Origin of the sequence: Sodalis sp. RH16 (assembly GCF_047324245.1) — a bacterium.
In the GTDB taxonomy this organism is placed as follows: domain Bacteria; phylum Pseudomonadota; class Gammaproteobacteria; order Enterobacterales; family Enterobacteriaceae; genus Acerihabitans; species Acerihabitans ligni.
This window is the reverse complement of the sequence record NZ_CP178737.1, coordinates 1,900,973-1,920,136: the sequence shown is the minus strand read 5'-3', so window position 1 is coordinate 1,920,136 and position 19,164 is coordinate 1,900,973. Positions and strand designations below refer to the sequence as shown.

The window sequence follows — 19,164 nt, the reverse complement described above, 5'->3', positions numbered from 1 at the left end:
CTTAGCTCCATCCGCTTAGATCGTGATAATGCCCGTAGCGATACTCCACAACGCCACAATGGCGGCAAGCATGACAATGATGAAAATTATTTTTTCAACCGGATTAAAAAAAACAGCATGTTGTTCACGTTTGGTGATGAGATATAAAACAGAGCCTGGGCCGTAAATAATGGCCGAAAGTAATATATATTTCAGGCCGCCGGCGTAGAGCATCAATAAAGAATAAAAAGTGGCGATAATGGCAAAGACCAGATCTTTCTTATGCCCGCGTTTAATGGTTTCATAGGTTTCGCCGGTCCAAGCCAGTTTGAAACCATAGGCCGCCACCAGCAAATAAGGAATGAGAGTTAACGAGCTGGTTAATTCAAGCGCCAGTTGGAATGCATAATCGCTGAATAAGGTTAAAATCAAAAAAACCTGAATGGTGATATTGGTGAGCCATACCGCGGCGGACGGCACGCCCCGGCTATTCTCCGTGGTGAAGACCCTCGGCATGCTTTGATGCCTGGCGGCGGAAAACAGCACTTCGGCGGCCAGCAGAGACCAGGAAAGGTAAGCGCCCAGTACTGAGATAAGCAGACCGATACTGATAAATATCGAGCCCCAGCGGCCCACCACCGCTTCAAGCACGACGGCCATGGAAGGCTGCCGCAGCGCCGCCAGATCGGCCCGCGGCATGACGCCGTAGGACAGCATGGTGACCAATATCAGCAGGCACAGCACGCCGATAAATCCCACCACCGTTGCCAGGCCGATATGACTGCGTTTTTCTGCGTAACGGGAGTATACGCTGGCCCCTTCAATACCCAAGAACACAAATACCGTCACCAGCATGGTACTGCGGACCTGGGAAAAGAGGGATTCCGTTCCCGCCGCCGACGTAATGGCCAGCGCCGCGTGGCCGGCATAACCGTAATCATTCAGATGCGCCAGGACACCGGCATTAGCAGGATCGGTTCCTCCATGGAAATTAAGAACGAAAAGGTTGTGATCAAAAGCTATAATCAAGATGATAATAAAGCAGAATATGGGAACAATCTTGGCAAAAGTGGCAATTGTATTTATTGACGCCGCGCTTTTTACCCCCCTTAAAAGTAATATATGAAATCCCCACAGAATAACTGAAGCCACCAGCACAGCCGACACGGTATTACCGTTGCCGAAGACCGGGAAAAAAGCCCCCAGCGTCGACTTGATTAACACAAAATAGGAAACATTGCCGATACAGGTCCCCGCCCAGAAACCCAATGCTGAAGCAAAGCCTAAATAGTCGCCGAAACCTTCTTTTGCATAAATGAAGACGCCGGAATCCAGATTGGGTTTACGTTGAGCCAACGACTGGAAAACAAATGCCAGCATCAGCATACCTCCCCCGGCGATACCCCAGGCAATAAGGGCGCCAAAACCACCGGTTGCACGGCCGAAGGTTGCCGGTAAAGAAAAAATACCGGCCCCCACCATCGATCCCACAACCAGCGCGGAGAGTGACCAAATAGATAATTTATTTTCCGTGGTGTTTGCCATAGTTAATCCCATTAACTCACGATGGATAAAAACCTCATCCCATATTTAGAATCAAAATTGTGATCTCAATCCAATTTTTTCTTTAACTTCTAAATAGTAGATAGCATATTAATGAGCTGTATCGCAAATTAATTTTTATTGATTACGCCACATTTTCCAATAGCATTAAAACAGCTAATTCATACGTACGATAATAATTCAATTAGTTAGTTTAATATAATAAAAAAATCAGGTTAATAGTGAAAGTTTAACATTTCTTTTATTTCTATATTGTTAATTTAAGAAGAATTATTGGATTCTTGGCAATCAATTCCATCAAAAACCATCATCATTAAAATAAAATTAATATTGATTGCTATGATTCCTGCTTTCATGATTTTACCCCTTTTTGTTAAAAAAATATCAAGAATAGACTCCAGTCTCCGGCGTCGGCTTCCCGCGCCCCAGGCCGCTCGCCATGGCAACGATACCGGTAAATTGGCGCGAAGCCGCATAGGTCACCCCCGGCACGCCCCGTTGCCGCTATTTTTTTCCTATAATGATTCTATCTGGTTAAGTTTCCGCAGCGGACAAGAGAATTTATGGCCGACAAAAACCCAACGACCGCCACCGCCCGGCAATCAAAATCCCCACAGATATTCGCCGATATCCATACCGGCAATGAACGGGTGGACAAACTTGCTTTGAAATCGGGTCGCTTAATCCAAAAAGTAAGTGATTACCCGGTGATAGCCCATCTGCTACGGGCGGCGGATCGATTCAACGATCGCATGGGCAGCCAGTTTGGCGCGGCGATTACCTATTTTTCCTTCCTGTCGCTGATTCCCATTTTGATGGTGTCTTTCGCCGGGGTCGGATTTTTCCTGGCGTTCAATCCCGATATTCTCACCGACCTGATTAATAAAATTGTCGACAGTATCAGCGACCGGACGTTGGCCGATACGTTGAAAACCACGGTGAAAACCGCAGTGGCGCAGCGAACCACGGTGGGCATCACCGGTCTGTTGATAGCCCTGTATTCCGGTCTGAACTGGATGGGTAATTTGCGCGAAGCGATCCGCGCCCAGTTGCGGGATGAATGGGAGCGCAACCCCCAGGATGAAGAGAAATTTTATATGAAGTACCTGCGGGACCTGCTTTCCCTGATCGGTCTTATCGTGGCGCTTATCGTCACGCTGTCATTGACCTCCATTGCCGGCGCCGCTCAGCAGAGCATCGTCACCGCCCTCGGCTTGGACGGCATTGCATGGCTGCGCCCGGCCATGACCGCCACCGGGTTCATCGTGTCCATTGCGGCCAATTATCTGCTTTTTTTGTGGATATTTTGGATAATTCCCCGCCACCGGCCCCATAGCAAGGCTATCTTTCGCGGAACGCTGCTGGCGGCGGTGGGTTTTGAAGTTATCAAAATCATTATGACCCTGACGCTGCCTAAACTGGCCACCTCGCCTTCCGGCGCCGCTTTCGGTTCGGTATTGGGGTTAATGGCCTTTTTCTATTTCTTTGCCCGGCTGACGCTTTTTTGCGCCGCCTGGATTGCCACCGCCGACTATAAGGAGGAACCAGGGCCTCGCACCTAAGCCTTGGCTTGGCGTCCGCGGCCCGTGTCCGGCCGGCCTAAGAGACGCCATTCCTTATCTCATAGCACTAACAAAGAAAAATCCAGTGCATAACCCTACCCATAGGCGATTACGTCAGTGGTTGTCACCAGGTTTTCCTAAAATTCAGCCATAATCCGGCATATAACGCCGGTTCGCCGTCTCCTGTCGCCGGCGTGCCAGGGTTTAACCCTGCGATATCCCTTTTGACGAGAGGGATTGGCTACGGGAAGAGAGTCCGCTTGTATTATCTGCTTTTAGACGCCGCCGGCCCGCCGATGGTCAATAAAACGCCATTGAAATTGCGATTTTCTCTGTCTAAGATGCCTTTCTTTTACACATTTAATCATTAAGAAACAATAATGCAGTCCACCATCGCGTCCGTCCTTGATTCCGATACCGTCCCGACCAATTCACGGGGCAAAGTCCTTGTGGCGTCGTTAATCGGCACCGCCATCGAATTTTTCGATTTTTATATCTATGCCACCGCCGCGGTTATCGTCTTCCCGCATATCTTTTTTCCGCCCGGGGATGCCGCCGCCGCCACGCTTCAGTCGCTGGCCACCTTCGCCCTGGCATTTGTCGCCCGGCCCATCGGATCGGCGCTGTTCGGTCATTTCGGCGACAGGCTCGGGCGCAAGGTCACGTTGGTGGCTTCGCTGCTGACCATGGGCATATCGACGGTGGTTATCGGGCTGCTGCCGGGTTATCACACCCTCGGCATCCTGGCGCCGATACTGCTGGCCCTGGCGCGATTCGGCCAGGGGCTTGGGCTGGGAGGCGAATGGGGCGGCGCGGCGCTGCTGGCCACCGAAAACGCCCCGGCGCACCGGCGGGCGCTGTATGGTTCCTTCCCGCAGCTGGGGGCGCCTATCGGCTTCTTTTTTGCCAACGGCATATTCTTATTGCTTTCCTGGGGGCTTACGGACGAACAGTTCCTGAGCTGGGGATGGCGCGTGCCGTTTATCCTGTCGGCGGTGTTGGTGATCATCGGCCTGTATGTGCGGATATCGCTGCACGAGACGCCGGTATTCGCCAAAATCGCCCTGGCGAAAGCCCAGGTGCGCATGCCCATCGGCACCCTGCTCGGCAAGCATTTGAAAGCCACGGTTCTGGGCACCTTTATCATGGTGGCCACCTATACCCTGTTTTACATTATGACCGTCTATTCATTAACCTACGGCACCGCGCCCAAGCCGCTGGGCCTGGGCATTTCCCGTAATGATTTCCTGCTGATGCTGATGGTGGGGGTCGTCGGTTTCGGCTTGCTGGTGCCGGTTTCCGGGCAACTGGCCGACAGCTTCGGCCGCCGCAAGACCATGATAGTCATTACCCTGGCCATTATCGCTTTCGCGCTGGTCTTTCCATTTATGCTCGGCTCCGGCGAGACCTGGCTGGTGATGGCCTTCCTGCTGTGCGGTTTTATTGTGATGGGTTTGACATTCGGCCCCATGGGCGCATTACTGCCTGAGTTGTTCCCAACGGAGGTCCGCTATACCGGCGCATCGTTTTCCTATAACGTCGCGTCCATTATCGGCGCCTCGGTCGCCCCTTATATCGCCGCCTGGCTAACGGTCCATTATGGCCTATTCTATGTGGGGATTTATCTGGCTTCCATGGCGGTCCTGACGCTGCTGGCGCTATTGGCCACCCACGAGACCCGTCATCTGGCATTGTAATAATTTCTCATTTAAAACAGCGTAGGATAAGCGGACCGGCGAATGTATTCCGCCGGTCCGTTAGAATAAGAACGGCCGGGAAGACGTGTCATCCGGTTCGTTCGGAGCCCGCTCAGAGAAGAACTCATGATGAAATGGCGCTGGGGCCGCAACCCCTTTATCCTGTTTTTTGCCGCGGTGGCCCTCGCCGCATCCAGCGGTTTCTATTACTATCGCCACGTGGCGGCGGCCGGCAATCCCGATGCCCTGTGGCAGATAGTCAGCCAGAAGTGCGTACCCCACCAGCAGCAGCTCGGCCGGCCGGATCCCTGTCGCGAAGTGAATCTGGATGCGGGGTATACGGTACTAAAAGACCTTGAAGGCCCGCTGCAATATTTGCTGATTCCCGTGGAAAAAATAGTCGGTATCGAAAGTCCGGTGCTGTTGAACGAAAAAACGCCCAACTTTTTTTATCACGCCTGGCAAGCCCGGCAATACCTGACGGAAAAAGCCGGCGCGCCGGTTCCCGACCGGGCCTTGGCGCTGGCGATCAATTCACCCTCCTCACGGACGCAAAACCAGCTGCATATCCATATCTCCTGCCTGCGCCCCGAAGTGCGCCGGCAGTTGGATGATGAAGCCGGCAGCATAGGTTCAGCCTGGCAACCGCTGCCCGCCGCGGTGATGGGTCATTCCTACCTGGCCAAACGCATCACCGCCGCCGGTCTGGCGGAGCAAAGCCCGTTTATCACCCTGGCGCGGGAGGTTCCCGGCGCCGCCGGCAACATGGGGCACTTTGGTTTGGCGCTGGCGCAGTTGCCGGATGGATCCTTTGCGCTGTTGGCCAACCAGCGCAGTCTGCTGCACTTCGATAATGCCTCTACCGAGGAAATCCAGGACCACAGCTGCGCTATTTTGCGTCATTAGCGGCGCTTATTTACTGTTTTTCATTTCCTGCAATATCGGTCCGCACTGGTTCTCCTCGCCGCCGCTGGGGGAGATCAGCGCCAGCAGCGCCGCCGCCGGGGCCAATACCGTCCCCAGGGCCACCGCCGCCGCGCCGCGGGCAATCAGCGGGCCGGGTTTCACTCCGGCATCCGGATGTTTGAAGGTCCCGCGCACATACAGCGGTGAACGCAGCGTCACGATTCGCACCCCTTTACTGTCAGGGTTAATGGAGAGATCCAGCCGTTCAGTGGCGAAGTTGGTGGTGCCGTCGATTTTGATCACCGCGTTTTCAGTATCGAAAACGAATACCTTCGGGGTGGCCAAACCGTTGCGTACGCCGAGATCCGCCGCCGCGCAGTTGATCTTCACCTGATCATCGCCGAACAGCTTGCCCACCACGTAGTTGCCGACGTTCAGACCGGCGATTTCCATCAGGTTGCGGCTGATAACGCCGTCATTCATCAGTATGCGTAATTCACCGTTGCTGCTGCCCAGCAGGGCCGCCACCGAATTACCGGTGCCGGTGAATTGCGCATCGCCGTTTAACTGCCCCATGCTGCTGCGCATCGCCGCCACATCCGGGAACAGCGCTTTAAGCTGGAGTTTGCGCGCATGCAGGTCGGCCCGGCCGCGCATGGGCTTCTGGTTGCCTTCCAGCCGTATGGTGGAGTTCAGATTGCCCCTTGCCATGCCAAAGCGCAGCGGGTCCAGCAGCAGCACGCCGTCGTCCAGTTTGACGTGGGTAAACAGATCGCTGATGGGCAGGGATTTGCCATGTTCGATGCGTTTACCGCTAAAAGTCACGTCCGCATCCATGGTGCTCCATTTGTCGGTATCGAACTTATCGTAAGGCAGGACTTTATCCGGCGGCTGGATTGAATTGGTCTTGGCCTGTTGTTTCTTGCCGGCGGTACCGGAATCGGCGCCAATCAACGGGCCCAAATCAGCAAAACGCAGCTGATTGGACTCCACTTCGCCGCTTAGCGAAGGACGCGGTTTACCCTGTATATATTCCAGCGTACCGTGTATATCGCTTTGGCCGATTTTGCCGTTGAATTTTTCATAGCGGAAACGGTTACCCGCTTTCTCCTGGAAACGGGCAATCAAATGGCCGTCGGTGGAGTAAGGCGGCGTGTCCGGCAACACGACACCGGTAAGGCCGTGGAGATCCCCCAGGCTGTCGCCGGCCAATTTCAGCCGCAAATCCAGACCGCCCAAATTCATGGGGTCTTGCAGGGTTCCCGCCAGCACCACGCGGGTGGAGCCGGAGCTGACATCCGCCTGCAGCGGGAACGGTCGGTTGCTGCTGCGCAGGGCCAGCATGCCGCCGATTTTTCCGTCCCCCTTCAAGGGTTCATTGTTGTATTTACCGCTGACTTTCCACCCGAACACATAATCATCGGTTTTCTGCGAAGCGGTACCGGTAGTTTCCTTCGACGTGGTTCCGGCGGTTTCCTTCGACGTGGTTCCAGTAGTTTCCTTCGACGTGGTTCCGGTAGTTTCCTTCGACGTGGTTCCGGCGGTTTTCTTCGAAGAGGTTTCAGTCGCATTCTGAGAAGCGGTACCGGTGGCTTTCTCCTCGCCGCCGGCAAGCTCGGCGAACGGTACCGGCTTGCCCAGCGGGTTCACCAGAACCTGCACGTCGGCTTTGGTGATGGGATCCTGAAAACCGATTTTTCCCTGGTCAAAAGCGATATCGTCCACCTTGAACGACCAGGGGGAAGGCGGAGTGCCCTGCTGCGGCTGATCGCTGTTAGCCAGATTAAAGGTCCAGTTATTCTTACCATTTTGTAGACGCTTTAGCGCGGCATCGGGTTCAACCAGCGTAATGCGGGGCAGATAAACTTCCCTATGCAACAATGCAAGCGGTGAAATGCTGGCCTCCACCCTTTTTATCCGGGCGGTATAGTCGCCGGGAACCTCGGGCGGGTTGCCCAAGACCACGTCTTCGGCATGGAGATGCGGCCAAGGGACCCAGGAGCGCCAGCCCGCCTGGTCCGGTTGGCGCATCCATTGCACGCCCAGGTCGCCGTTAATGGCAAAGGGGCGGTGCAGCTCGGCGGTCACTTTTTCATTGATGGTCGGTTTTAGGCGATTGAGATCAAATGTCGCGATAAAAATGATTAGGGCAACGATTACCAATAGCAGAAACAATACTGTCCCACCGATCGCTTTTTTGGTCAGTGTCATGATTGTTTCGTCCCTCCACAAGCGTCTTTGTAACATTAATCATAGTCGAGGATTTCCGGTCCGCCCCGCCGTTTTGGCATGGCGTTTGCCGCCGATGGGCATTTGGACGGGAGACGATCCAGGTCATGAAAAATTAAAACAACGTTTCATCGGCTATTGACTGTACCAACCAATCTGTTGAGACTAGCTATATTGTTATCCATTCTTTTTTACTCATACAGGTCGCAGTTAATGACAACCCAAAACATTGCCGTCATCGGCGAATGCATGATTGAACTGTCCCAAAAAGGGACCGATGTGAAGCGCGGCTTCGGCGGCGACACGCTGAATACCTCGGTCTATTTATCCCGGCTGGTGAAGCCGGAAACCCTCGGCGTACATTATGTCACCGCGCTGGGTACCGATAATTTCAGCGAGGAAATGCTGGGGGCCTGGCGGCAGGAAGGCGTGCAAACCGATTTGATTCAGCGAATGGATAACCGTTTGCCCGGGTTATACTATATCGAGACGGATGAAACCGGCGAGCGCACCTTCTATTACTGGCGTAATGAAGCCGCCGCCCGTTATTGGCTTGAAAGCGACGATTCCGAGCGTATATGCCGGCAGTTGGCCGAATTTGATTATCTTTATCTCAGCGGCATCAGTATCGCCATTTTAAGCGCGAAAAGCCGGGAACGGTTGCTGGCTTTGTTAAAAGCCTGCCGTGACAAGGGCGGCAAAGTGATTTTTGACAACAATTATCGTCCGCGCCTGTGGCAAAGCAAAGAAGAAACCCAGGCGGCTTACCGTAATATCCTGTCCTGTACCGATATCGCCTTTCTGACGCTGGACGATGAGGACATGCTGTGGGGAAAACACAGCGTTGACGACGTGCTCGCACGCACCCGCCAATGGGGCGTGCGGGAAATCGTGATCAAACGCGGCGCCGAATCCTGTCTGGTCTCCACCGAAGCCGGTGAACTGCTGGACGTACCGGCCGTAAAATTACCGAAGGAAAAAGTGGTTGACACCACCGCGGCGGGAGACTCGTTCAGCGCGGGCTACCTGGCGGTGCGGCTGACCGGCGGCGATGCCGAGGCGGCGGCCAAATGCGGCCATCTCACCGCCGGCACGGTGATTCAATACCGGGGCGCCATTATTCCCCGGGAAGCCATGCCGCGCTGAGTCCCCGCTTCGTCGACCCCAGCCGGTTATTCCGTCGCGCCTTTTGCACAAGACGCGGCGGAACATTCTGGTTACCTTCGCCCGCGCTGTAGCGTTAAGCCATTATAACTCAGCCATTTAGGTGTATTAATTCACAACGGATGAGATGTCATCCACTATTGCCGCCCCTCAAATATACCCATCAGGTTTCAAGCGGCAGGCGCGCTGGGTTACTGTCGTTTTTTCTTATAATAATAGATGGAAAAAATAACTCATCATTTTACGATTTTTCCAATTTAGTCGCGTCTAAAAATATTTAGACCATAGATATTATCTTCGTATTTACAATTAAATCGCAAATAACTTTTTTAATTAATTACTTTGTTAATTTAGTAAAAGCTTATTGATTACAGTGAATGGGGTTAACAATTCAAATTGATTGAGCATTTAAACAGGGTGTGCATGGCACTATTTCAGGACAGCAACAATTTCCAAGGAAAAGCCATGAAAGAACATATTTCCACTGATGATTTCGTTTCCGGCCGCGTGCCGGCATCCGCCCGCGCCAGCCTGTTCAGCGTCGCCCTTATTCGCATCGGCGCCACCACGTCGCTGGTGCAATTCATGCTGGGCGCCACGCTCGGGCACTCCATGACGCTCTCCCAGGCCATGTGGGCCACGCTATTGGGGAGTCTCATCCTCGAATTCATCAGTTTGGGTTTAGGTATTGCCGCTGCGCGGGAAGGATTGTCCACCAGCCTGCTGGCCCGCTGGTGCGGTTTTGGCCGATATGGTTCGGCCATGATTGGCTTAGCCATTGCTTTCAGCATGCTGGGATGGTTTGGCGTACAAAATGCCATTCTTGCTAAAGGGGCTATCTCCGCGCTGGATCTGGATAAGGAGCATCAGGGGATTTTTCGTTGGGGGGCGGCCATATCAGGGCTGTTGCTCACCATTCTGGTGGCCTTTGGCTTTCGAGGTTTGAAATGGACGGCAAAAGTGGCGGTGCCGCTGTTTTTCCTGGCGATAGCCTGGATTTGCTTCGGTCTTATACAGGGCCAGGACCTGCGGGAACTCATGGATGCCGCGCCCGACGGGCCGCCGTTGTCTCTTGGCGCGGCCGCCACCATTATCGCCGGCGGCCATATGGTGTTCGCCATTGTTTCCCCTGATATGAGCCGTTATTGCCGGAGCGGCCGCCATGTCTTCTGGATGATGACGCTCTCCATTCTTATCGGGGAATTTATCGTTAACGGGATAGCCATTCTGGTGGCCAAGGCCTTGCATACGTCAGATGTGGTGGCCATCATGACGCAAAGCGCGGGTTGGCTGGGTTTGGCCGCGGCACTGCTGTCGGCGGTGAAGATAAACGATATCAATCTATATTCCTCCACCTTGGGCTTCGCCACTATGTTGGAAGCCATTACCGGCAAAAAATGGTCCTACCGGCGTTTAACGCTGTTCCTGGGCGTGGTGGGCACGTCACTGTCGGTCATGGGCATCCTCGACCAATTCACCGGGATACTGACGCTGTTCGGCGTGTTTTTTCCCCCTATCGCCGGCGTGATGCTGATTGATTATTATATTTTGCGCTCCCATCGATCCATCCTCGAGGCAACCCGCATAAGCGGACAATTACCGGATGCCGCCGCAACGCCGGTCATCGGCTGGCAGGCCATGTTCGCATGGATAATCGGTAGCCTTTTCGGCCTGTTCGTTCATTGGGGCATTCCTTCCATCAATTCATTGCTGGTGGCGAGTATGTTGTACTGGCTAATCCATATCATCATGCGGAAAAACGGTTTTAGCGCCGCGCCGGCCGGCATGTGAATTCTGCCGGCGGTTTTGAAGAGAGGAGCGCCCAATCTTGTAGACAACGCGGCTGCGGTATAACACCCCGGCCGCGCTGAAATGCGTCAGGACTGCGGCGGGATGTCCGTGACTTCCGGTTTGCTCTCATCGATGGATGAGGGCTGCGGCCCCGGCGCCATGATATGATCGTAGGTTTCCTGCAGCGCCTTCATGTTGACTTCCGGTTCATCTTTGGGCTGCATAAGGACAAGGATCGCATTCTGGGATAATTGATTACGCAGCTCCTGGTTCAGCATCGGCAACGATAATTGGGACAAAAATTCGTTGCGCAATTTCTGGTATTGCTCCGGCGCGATATCCACCACGTCATTTTGCTGCGAGCGTAAACGCTGGCTCATCAATATACCGGTATCGGTGCGGGCATAAGTGGCAAAAAGCGTGCTGAGCTCTCCGGTCTTACGTGCCATCAGCGCATCGAATTCCGCCTTGCCAAGCCCGGAATTACGCAAGCCGGCCAGTTCATGGGCCACAAAAGTCATGGTGGGCATCAGATTTTCAGCCGGGGTATCGATATGAAAGGCGCATTGGGCGCGCTGATAATGGACATTGCAATCGAAGCGCAGATTGGCCTGTTTGAGATTATTGTCCTTTGACGCCTGCAGCGCTTGCTGCACATGCATATAGAGTGCCTCCCGCGCCAGATCGCTGCGCCAGTAGAGGTTCAGGGAACGGGAGTCCCTGATAGGCTGCCACGGGGCGTCCCAAATCAGTTTCAGGCTATCCTCTTTGCCGTTATCGCTTATCAGGCTGACCGGTTGAGACGGCAGCGGCGACAGCGCCGGCATGGGGGGAGGCGTATCCCGTTTACCCTTCAGCGAAGAAAACGCTTTCACGATCTGTTCGTTCAAACCGCGGCCGTCCACGTTGCCCACCACGTACAGCGTCATGGCGTCAGGGGTATACCAGCGCTGGTAGAATTGCTGCAACTGCTGGCCGCTGACGGGTAGCCGGGCCGATTGGCCGGGATCGTGCGCCAGCAAAACCGAGCCTTTCAAGCGGTAGTGCCACCAGGTGCTGCCGGGCTTGTCGGGAGCGGTCGCCACCGGATCGGCTCCCTGCGTGGCGCTGTGTATTGTCGCCGGATTAATGATGAGACGCCCGCCGGTGTTCGCCATCCATCTGAATGCATCCCGCAGCAAATCGGGTCGGCCGTTGGGCAGGCTGAGGCTATATAGGGTGTAATCGTAAGAAATGACCGCCGGCGCTTGCGGACGTCCGGCATCGACACCCTGCTGCCACAACGATTTGAGCTGCGTGGCGGAGAAATTTTCGCTGTGGGCCAGCGCCAACCGGGGCAAGAGCCGCGCGAAGCCGGTCTGCTGCGCATTTTCCGCCAGTGAACCGGTATTGACCATCAGGCGTAATTCAATCCGGTCGTTCGGCCGCTGCGGTGTCGTCAATACTTGCCAGGAGAAGCCATTGATGAGTTTACCCTGTTGCCAGGCGGGATCGGGTTGTAATGCTTCTGCTCGCACATTGCCACCCACCGTCGCCAGTAACATTCCACTCATGAAAAGACGAATTCCGGTGCCCTGCATGTGAACCCCTACTCAAAAACTACCTATTAAATTATGTGTATCTCAGTCAGACGGCTACTTGCGTTCCATCGTCAGTACTTTTCCGTCGGAAAAAAGTGTGGCGCAAAGTGTACCATGTTGTTAGACCGCGGACCTTTGCGGATGTCACCGTACCGCAGAAAATATTACTCTTGCGCGTTGAAACAGCAGGAAAATACGAGGCAAGAAGGCTTTACAAAAGCATTGACATGACGGAGCCGGGCCTGAGACACCAAACGGTTATTTTGTCCGAGTCAAGGGCGGATGCGTCGCGCCGGCGGCTTACACCGCGGCGAAATTCAGAAATCGCTGTTCGAATACCTTCTGCGGCAAAGGCTCGGCGAAGAGATAACCCTGGCCCCAGGCGATTTTCTGTTCCAGCAGGAATTGGCGTTGCGCCTCGGTCTCCACGCCTTCGGCGATGACAGGTAATGCCAGTACCTGTGCGATGGCGCTGACAATACGCAGCATGACCGGATCTTCCGGCAGCCCCTCGATAAAACTGCGATCTATTTTCAGCAGATCGATGGGCAGATTACGCAACCGGTCCAGGTAATACAAACTGGCGTAACCCATGCCGAAGTCATCCAGTGCGATCAAAATCCCCAAATCGCGTACCTGGCGCAGTAAAAGCAGGGATTGTTCAAACTCATCGATCTCGGCGGTCTCCGTGATCTCCAGCACCAGTTGGGCAGGGCCGATTTCGTAACGCGACAGCAGCAATTTAAGGTAAGGCACCAGATTGGCTTCCTGCAGCTGTTTGGCGGATATATTCACCGCCAGCGGAATATGGATGCCCTGCTTGCGCCAGTCGGCCAATACCTGGCAGGAGGCTTCAAGCACCCAGTTGCCCAGGGGCACCATCGCGCCTATCTCTTCCGCCTCGCTGATAAAATCCGGCGGCAGGGAATAGGTACCGTCTTCACGCCGCCAGCGCAACAGTACCTCAGCGCCAATCAGCTGCTGATTGCGGATATCCACCTGGGGCTGGAAGAACAGTTTGCAACGGCCCAACTCAATGCCTTCGAGGATGGTGCTCTCAAGCGTCAAACGCCGATGGACCATTTCCATCAGCTTGGGCTCGAAGAATAAAATCTGGTTTTTGCCTTTGTCATGGGCCGACATCATGGCGGAGGTGGCTCGGCGCAATAATTGATGGGCGGATTCATCAAGAGGCTGGCCCAGGGCGATGCCGATACTGGCCATCGGCCGTAGCGACAGACTGCCGATATTCAGCGGTTCGTTGATGCTTTTCAAGATTTTTTGCGCTAACTGCATCCCTTCGAACGGATTTTGGATGCCGTTATCGAAAATGGCGAATTCATTATGGTTAAGCTGGCCGAGAAACCGGTTTTCATTGATATGCTGTTTGATCTGCCGGATAAGGGTCATCAGCAGGATTCCCCGCTGCGCTTCCGTCATTACGCCGGTGGCTTCCTGCAAGGTGCCGATACTGATGGCCAGTAAGCAGAAATGTTTCGATTTTGTCGGCAAGGCCATCTGTGAATCCAGCATGGCGGTGAAAAGATTCTTGTTGGGCAGCGCGGTCTCGGCGTGGCGGGTGGAAAGACGGCTCAGTTCCTCGAACATGCCGGACAATACCTGCTGATTACGATTATAGCTGCGAACCAGCACCCCCAGCTCATCGTCGCGATGCATATCCGGCAGCGAAAGCTGGTGCCGGGGAGTATCCTCAGGCGCGAGTTTTTCCAATTCACGGGCGATTTCCCGTAAAGGATGGACCACCAGACGATTCATGCACCAGGTAATGGCCACGGTCATGATCAATGCCAGCAAGATAAAGGTAGACAGCAGGGTGGAGAACGTACTGGCGATAAACTGATACAGCCGGTACGAGTCGGCCTGAAGCACCAATGATGCCAGGGCGCGCGGATGGGAAACATGGGGGAGCGCATAGAGCGGCACAGAGATCTCCACCGGCAGCCTGAATAGATATTCGATGAGATCCGGCACCCGCCGCTCGGGAGGAAAATTCCCATGCAGTACCTGGAAGTTATCCGGTAAAACCACATCCGCCCGGCTTAATATGCCCACCGGTTTAAGGGTATCGAGTATCCGTTCGGCTTGCTGCACATCCGCTTTAAGCACCGCGTTGGCCAGAGGTTGTCGCACCGACATGGCGATATTTTGCAACTGCTGGGCATAGTCTTCACGGCGGAGCTGAACAAAATGGAACAGTTGGATCACGATAAAGATGCAAACAACCACCAGTGTCACGCCTGACACCGATGCCATTTGTTTAATCGTTAATGAGCGTCTGATCCGCAAACTGTTCTCCAAAGAATTCCTTCCGTCCCGCCGCACCAGCAACGGCATTCATCCCCGAAACTTTCAGCGCGGCGTACCGGGGACATCCCAAGATGATTGACCTTTTTTGACAACGTAGATTGCCGCTCGAGTCTATAGGTAAAGATATGTATATTAATATATACTATCTTGAGCGGCATTTTGTTCTTTAAAACAAGCATTTCGTTCAAACTGTGCGTATAACCTATAGAGCTCGTAAAAGTTGACATTATGCATACGAATATTCTGTCTTAGGATAAACTTTGGCCTCGCTCCAGTCCCGGACAGCCGGACCGGAACCGTGGCGGCCAGCCGGTTACCCGCGAAAGCATCAGGCCGGTGCGAAAACGGACCGCGGGAATAAACGCGTTGCCGCCGTGCCGGAATTTGCTGTTTTCTTTAACATTTCGCGACGTCTTTCACGGCTTTTATTTAGGGCTTGCAGATAATGACATTTTGCTCGGAATAAAGGCTATATTTGTAATGACGTATTTTTCACCCTGAAAAATAATGCTTTTTACACGCCTAGCCTGGCAACGCTCCGGTTTGAGGATAACGCGATTAACGGTGTTTCAGCGGATTTAATTTTGTAAAAAAATGAGACATGTATTAGTTTATCTTTAGATCTGTTATATCCATCATCTAGAACCACCGAAAAGACTCGATAAGCCGATCGGCGTCAACTTTCTTTACTGCAAAGACGCCTCGGCGGGATGCCGTCCAAATTTAACCTATGAGGTTGAAAATGAATAATTATGATGATATTAAGCGGTTCAAAGAAAAATTAAATATGGAAGGCATTGATTATAAAGAAATCGCCGAAAATAATCCTCATAATACTCCGCATAATTGGGCCATCCTCAAGCAAATAGCCGCTGCCGACGAGCCGTATCATCCCCTGGATCAGGGGCAAACCACCCAGCCAGTACCGGTGCAGGTTTCCAATAAGGAATTCACCGCCTCGGCTTTCGATAAACCGGCGGCCATGCCATCGCCCCGCGATTTGAGCAAAAACAATGCCCAGGGCATTAAGGAACCCTCCTTTGCCTCTCCGCTGATGGCGGCCGTGAGCAAGGTCCTTTCCGCTGAACAGGGTGCCGGTTATGCGGAAGAGGAGAGGCCGTCGGCCGGTTCTTCGCCGGTGAGCGGCTCCGGTCACGGCGAGCGCGGGTTCCGGCCGTCCATCCTGGACAGCGTCGACCGCGGGCTTCCGCAGCCCGCCGCCGCCCCGGCGTCGCCCTTGAACAGGGATAACGCGCGCGCCCAGCCCGCCGCCGGGCCGTCGATTTTTGACGGCATCGGCCGCCGCGAGCCCGCCGCCGCCCCGGTCAATGAAATGCGCTTCAGTAGATTATTCAACCGCAAGTCCCCACTGACGACCGGAGTTGCGCCGGGCCGGGATATGCCCCTTTCACTTCTATTAGAGAATATCGCTTTATGCCGTTAGTGTGTGTCTGTTCGCCAAAAGGCGGAGTAGGGAAAACGACCGTCAGCGCCAACCTTGCGTATGCGCTTGCCCGAAGCGGCAGCAAGGTGCTGGTCATCGATTTTGATGTGCAAAACGCGCTGCGTTTACATTTTGGCGTCCCTATTTCAGATACCCGCGGTTATGTGGCCCAAGCGACCACGGCCGTAGATTGGAGCCAATTTATCCTGAAAGCGGATGCCAATTTGTTTGTTCTGCCCTATGGCGAGGTTGAGGAGGAAGAGCGGCTGGCATTTGAAAACGCGGTCAGCCATGATCCCCATTTTCTGCAGCGCGGGTTGAATACGGTGTTGAATTATCCCGGCCTGGTGATTATCGCCGATTTCCCTCCCGGCCCGGTCCCGGCGCTGAAAGCGGCGAAAAACCTGGCGGATTTGCATATCGTGGTGATGCTGGCGGATACCGCTTCGCTGTCGCTGCTGCCGCAAATGGAAAATCATAAATTTCTCGGCTCGGCGATGAATAACCGGCTCGGCGAATATTATGTGGTTAACCAAAGCGATATGCGGCGGAATCTGAGCCGCGATGTCTCGCAATTTTTCGAGCAGCGGCTAGGGGACCGATTATTAGGCATCATCCATCGGGACGAATGCGTGCCGGAAGCCAATGCGTCCCAGCGCTCCATCATCGAATTCAGCCCGGTTTCCGCCGCTGCCTTTGATATCGAACTTATCAGTAAAAAGGTCGCCGCTATCGTCGGGGTGAAAGTGGGTGACGGGGAATTTTACGCCGCGCCCAATCAAGGCATTAAATAAAGCACAGGTTCAGGTATGAATAAGCTGATATTTGCCTTTCTACTGTTATTGTTGCTGCCCGTGGCGGTGGTGATCATCATCACGCCCATGGACAGTGATAAGCAGTATGTTTTCGGCCTGCTGAGCATTGTTTTGCTGCTGCTGTTGGGCGTCAGTAAAAGCCATTTGGTTAGCGTGATTATGGTGGTCATGTCATTTTTGATGTCAACCCGCTATATCTACTGGCGCGCCACCGAAACGCTGCATTTCAATTCGGTTATCGAGGCGGGTCTGGGCATTGGCTTGTTTATTGCGGAGCTTTACGCCTGGCTGATCCTGGTGCTGGGTTATCTGCAAACCACCTGGCCGCTGAAACGCAAAATCGAACCGATGCCGGACGATCCGGCGACCTGGCCTACGGTGGACGTCTACGTGCCGTCCTACAATGAAAGCCTTGACGTGGTGCGGGACACGGTGCTCGCGGCGCAGTGCATCGATTATCCCCGCGATAAAATGAAAATCTACATTCTCGACGACGGCAAACGCAGCGAATTCGCGGTTTTCGCCGCCGACGCCGGCGTGGGATACATTACCCGCAACGATAACAAGCATGCCAAGGCGGGAAATCTTAATCACGCCATGACCATTACCAAAGGCGAATATATCTGCGTGTTCGATTGCGATCATGTCGCCACCCGGGGTTTTCTCCAGGCCACCGTGGGCAGCTTTCTCATTGACGATCGCCTGGCGCTGATCCAGACCCCTCACTATTTCTATTCCCCAGACCCCTTTGAGCGCAACCTGTCGGCGGCCCGGGATATCCCCAATGAAGGGGCGCTATTCTACGGACCGGTGCAGCAGGGCAACGATAACTGGAACGCGACGTTTTTTTGCGGCTCCTGCGCGGTCATCCGCCGCAGCGCCCTGGAAGAGATCGGTGGTTTTGCGGTGGAAACCGTCACCGAAGACGCCCATACGGCCCTGAAGCTGCAGCGCCTGGGCTGGAACTCCGCCTTTTTATCGGTGCCGCTGGCGGCCGGCCTCGCCACGGAACGCCTTGGACTGCATGTTATCCAGCGCACCCGCTGGGCCCGGGGTATGACGCAAATATTCCGTATGGATAATCCACTGTTCGGCCGAGGACTGAAATGGCAGCAACGCCTGTGTTATCTCAACGCCATGCTGCATTTCCAGTATGGCCTGCCGCGGGTGGTATTTTTAACCGCGCCGCTGGCCTATCTTCTGTTTAACCAGAATATTATCGCCTCTTCGGCCAGCACCATTTTTGCCTATGTGCTCCCTCACCTGTTTTTGGCCATCTACATCAATTCCCGCATGAACGGCCGCTTCCGCTATGCCTTCTGGGGCGAAATCTATGAAACGGTGATGGCTTTCCATCTTATTATCCCTACGGTACTGACGTTGATTTCCCCCAAACACGGCAAGTTTAACGTTACCGATAAGGGGGGGCTGCTGGATGTCGGCTTTTTCGACTTTCATATCGTCAAACCTCATCTGATTGTGGCGGTTCTGCTGGGGCTGGGCATTGCCGCCGGCATTGTGCGCGCGGTGATGCACGACTATTTTAATGTCGATCCGCGCGTTATCCTGCTCAACGTCGTCTGGGCATCCCTCAGCGTCATAATCCTGCTGGCGGCGATAGCGGTCGCCAAAGAGACGCGCCAGGTGCGCAAAACCATCCGCATTGATGTCAAAATACCGGCCATTATCCACTTCGCCAGCGGTATTTCCGCCCGCACCGAAACCCTGGACCTCTCCATGGGCGGAGTGAAATTGGTCACGCCCGACGATCGCTATCAGCGCGATCGCATCGAGGAAGTGGAATTGCTGCTCCAATCCGGAAGCGTATGTATTCCCGTCAGCCTGATTGATGCCGATGCCAATACCATCCGAATGATGTTTGAAGAGATGCCGTTGGAAAAAAGGCGCGAACTGGTGCGGGTGGTCCTGGCCCGGGCGGATGCCTGGATAACGCCGCCCTATCCGCGCGACCGCCCGCTGCACTCTTTTGCCAGCATTGTCCGTTGTGTTTTTGAACTGTTTTATAACACGTGGAAAGAACGCGGCCAGAAAAGAAAGAGTGCCAAGTCCGCCGGACCTGGTGAAGCGACTTAACTCGGAAAAATT

13 protein-coding genes are annotated in these 19,164 nt (G+C 54.1%); 8 read left to right on the top strand and 5 right to left on the bottom strand.

All coding sequences use genetic code 11. The features are described from left to right. Nucleotides 1–15 precede the first annotated feature (15 nt). Both ACL2XJ_RS08690 and ACL2XJ_RS08685 read right to left on the bottom strand, forming a co-directional pair. The gene (locus ACL2XJ_RS08690; RefSeq protein WP_413726247.1) at nucleotides 16–1,524 is read right to left on the bottom strand and encodes an amino acid permease; all 1,509 of its coding nucleotides are present in this window, start codon (nucleotides 1,522–1,524) and stop codon (nucleotides 16–18) included. Nucleotides 1,525–1,802: 278 nt separating this feature from the next. After that, entirely contained in the window at nucleotides 1,803–2,018 is a 216-nt protein-coding gene (locus ACL2XJ_RS08685) for a hypothetical protein (RefSeq protein ID WP_413726246.1), read from the bottom strand. Between the two features lie 87 nt (nucleotides 2,019–2,105). On the opposite strand from ACL2XJ_RS08685, the gene yhjD reads away from it, so the two are divergent. From yhjD to ACL2XJ_RS08670, 3 genes are all read left to right on the top strand, one after another. After that, the gene (gene yhjD, locus ACL2XJ_RS08680) at nucleotides 2,106–3,104 is read left to right on the top strand and encodes an inner membrane protein YhjD (protein ID WP_413726245.1); all 999 of its coding nucleotides are present in this window, start codon (nucleotides 2,106–2,108) and stop codon (nucleotides 3,102–3,104) included. Between the two features lie 380 nt (nucleotides 3,105–3,484). Next, complete coding sequence (locus tag ACL2XJ_RS08675) at nucleotides 3,485–4,801, top strand: MFS transporter (protein WP_413726244.1); 1,317 nt, start codon at nucleotides 3,485–3,487, stop codon at nucleotides 4,799–4,801. 129 nt (nucleotides 4,802–4,930) lie between these two features. Then, nucleotides 4,931–5,707, top strand: a complete 777-nt coding sequence (locus ACL2XJ_RS08670) for a CDP-diacylglycerol diphosphatase (protein ID WP_413726870.1) — start codon at nucleotides 4,931–4,933, stop codon at nucleotides 5,705–5,707. A gap of 6 nt (nucleotides 5,708–5,713) precedes the next feature. Here the strand turns inward: ACL2XJ_RS08670 and ACL2XJ_RS08665 are convergent, their stop codons facing one another. Further along, entirely contained in the window at nucleotides 5,714–7,918 is a 2,205-nt protein-coding gene (locus ACL2XJ_RS08665; protein WP_413726243.1) for an AsmA family protein, read from the bottom strand. A 231-nt stretch (nucleotides 7,919–8,149) separates the two neighbouring features. Here ACL2XJ_RS08665 and ACL2XJ_RS08660 point away from each other — a divergent pair, with 231 nt between their 5' ends. Beyond that, on the top strand, nucleotides 8,150–9,082 hold the full coding sequence (locus ACL2XJ_RS08660; RefSeq protein ID WP_413726242.1) for a sugar kinase: 933 nt from the start codon (nucleotides 8,150–8,152) through the stop codon (nucleotides 9,080–9,082). Nucleotides 9,083–9,565: 483 nt separating this feature from the next. After that, the gene (locus tag ACL2XJ_RS08655) at nucleotides 9,566–10,891 is read left to right on the top strand and encodes a purine-cytosine permease family protein (protein ID WP_413726241.1); all 1,326 of its coding nucleotides are present in this window, start codon (nucleotides 9,566–9,568) and stop codon (nucleotides 10,889–10,891) included. Between the two features lie 86 nt (nucleotides 10,892–10,977). Here the strand turns inward: ACL2XJ_RS08655 and ACL2XJ_RS08650 are convergent, their stop codons facing one another. Both ACL2XJ_RS08650 and hmsP read right to left on the bottom strand, forming a co-directional pair. Beyond that, nucleotides 10,978–12,471 (bottom strand): insulinase family protein, encoded by a 1,494-nt coding sequence (locus ACL2XJ_RS08650; protein WP_413726240.1) that lies wholly within the window; start codon nucleotides 12,469–12,471, stop codon nucleotides 10,978–10,980. Between the two features lie 300 nt (nucleotides 12,472–12,771). Then, nucleotides 12,772–14,778: a biofilm formation regulator HmsP gene (gene hmsP / locus ACL2XJ_RS08645; RefSeq protein WP_203524547.1), complete on the bottom strand. Its 2,007-nt coding sequence runs from the start codon at nucleotides 14,776–14,778 to the stop codon at nucleotides 12,772–12,774. Nucleotides 14,779–15,541: 763 nt separating this feature from the next. Between hmsP and ACL2XJ_RS08640 the strand changes: the two genes are divergently transcribed. Genes ACL2XJ_RS08640 through bcsA form a run of 3 tightly spaced genes read left to right on the top strand, consistent with a single transcriptional unit; the run spans nucleotide 15,542 to nucleotide 19,152 of the window. Continuing rightward, nucleotides 15,542–16,243 (top strand): hypothetical protein, encoded by a 702-nt coding sequence (locus ACL2XJ_RS08640; RefSeq protein ID WP_413726239.1) that lies wholly within the window; start codon nucleotides 15,542–15,544, stop codon nucleotides 16,241–16,243. Then, nucleotides 16,234–17,037 (top strand): cellulose biosynthesis protein BcsQ, encoded by an 804-nt coding sequence (bcsQ, locus tag ACL2XJ_RS08635; RefSeq protein ID WP_132923978.1) that lies wholly within the window; start codon nucleotides 16,234–16,236, stop codon nucleotides 17,035–17,037. The genes ACL2XJ_RS08640 and bcsQ overlap by 10 nt, the downstream gene beginning before the upstream one ends. Nucleotides 17,038–17,052: 15 nt before the next feature. After that, nucleotides 17,053–19,152, top strand: coding sequence for a UDP-forming cellulose synthase catalytic subunit (bcsA, locus tag ACL2XJ_RS08630; protein ID WP_132923979.1), 2,100 nt, complete (start codon nucleotides 17,053–17,055; stop codon nucleotides 19,150–19,152). The last annotated feature ends 12 nt before the right edge of the window (nucleotides 19,153–19,164 follow it).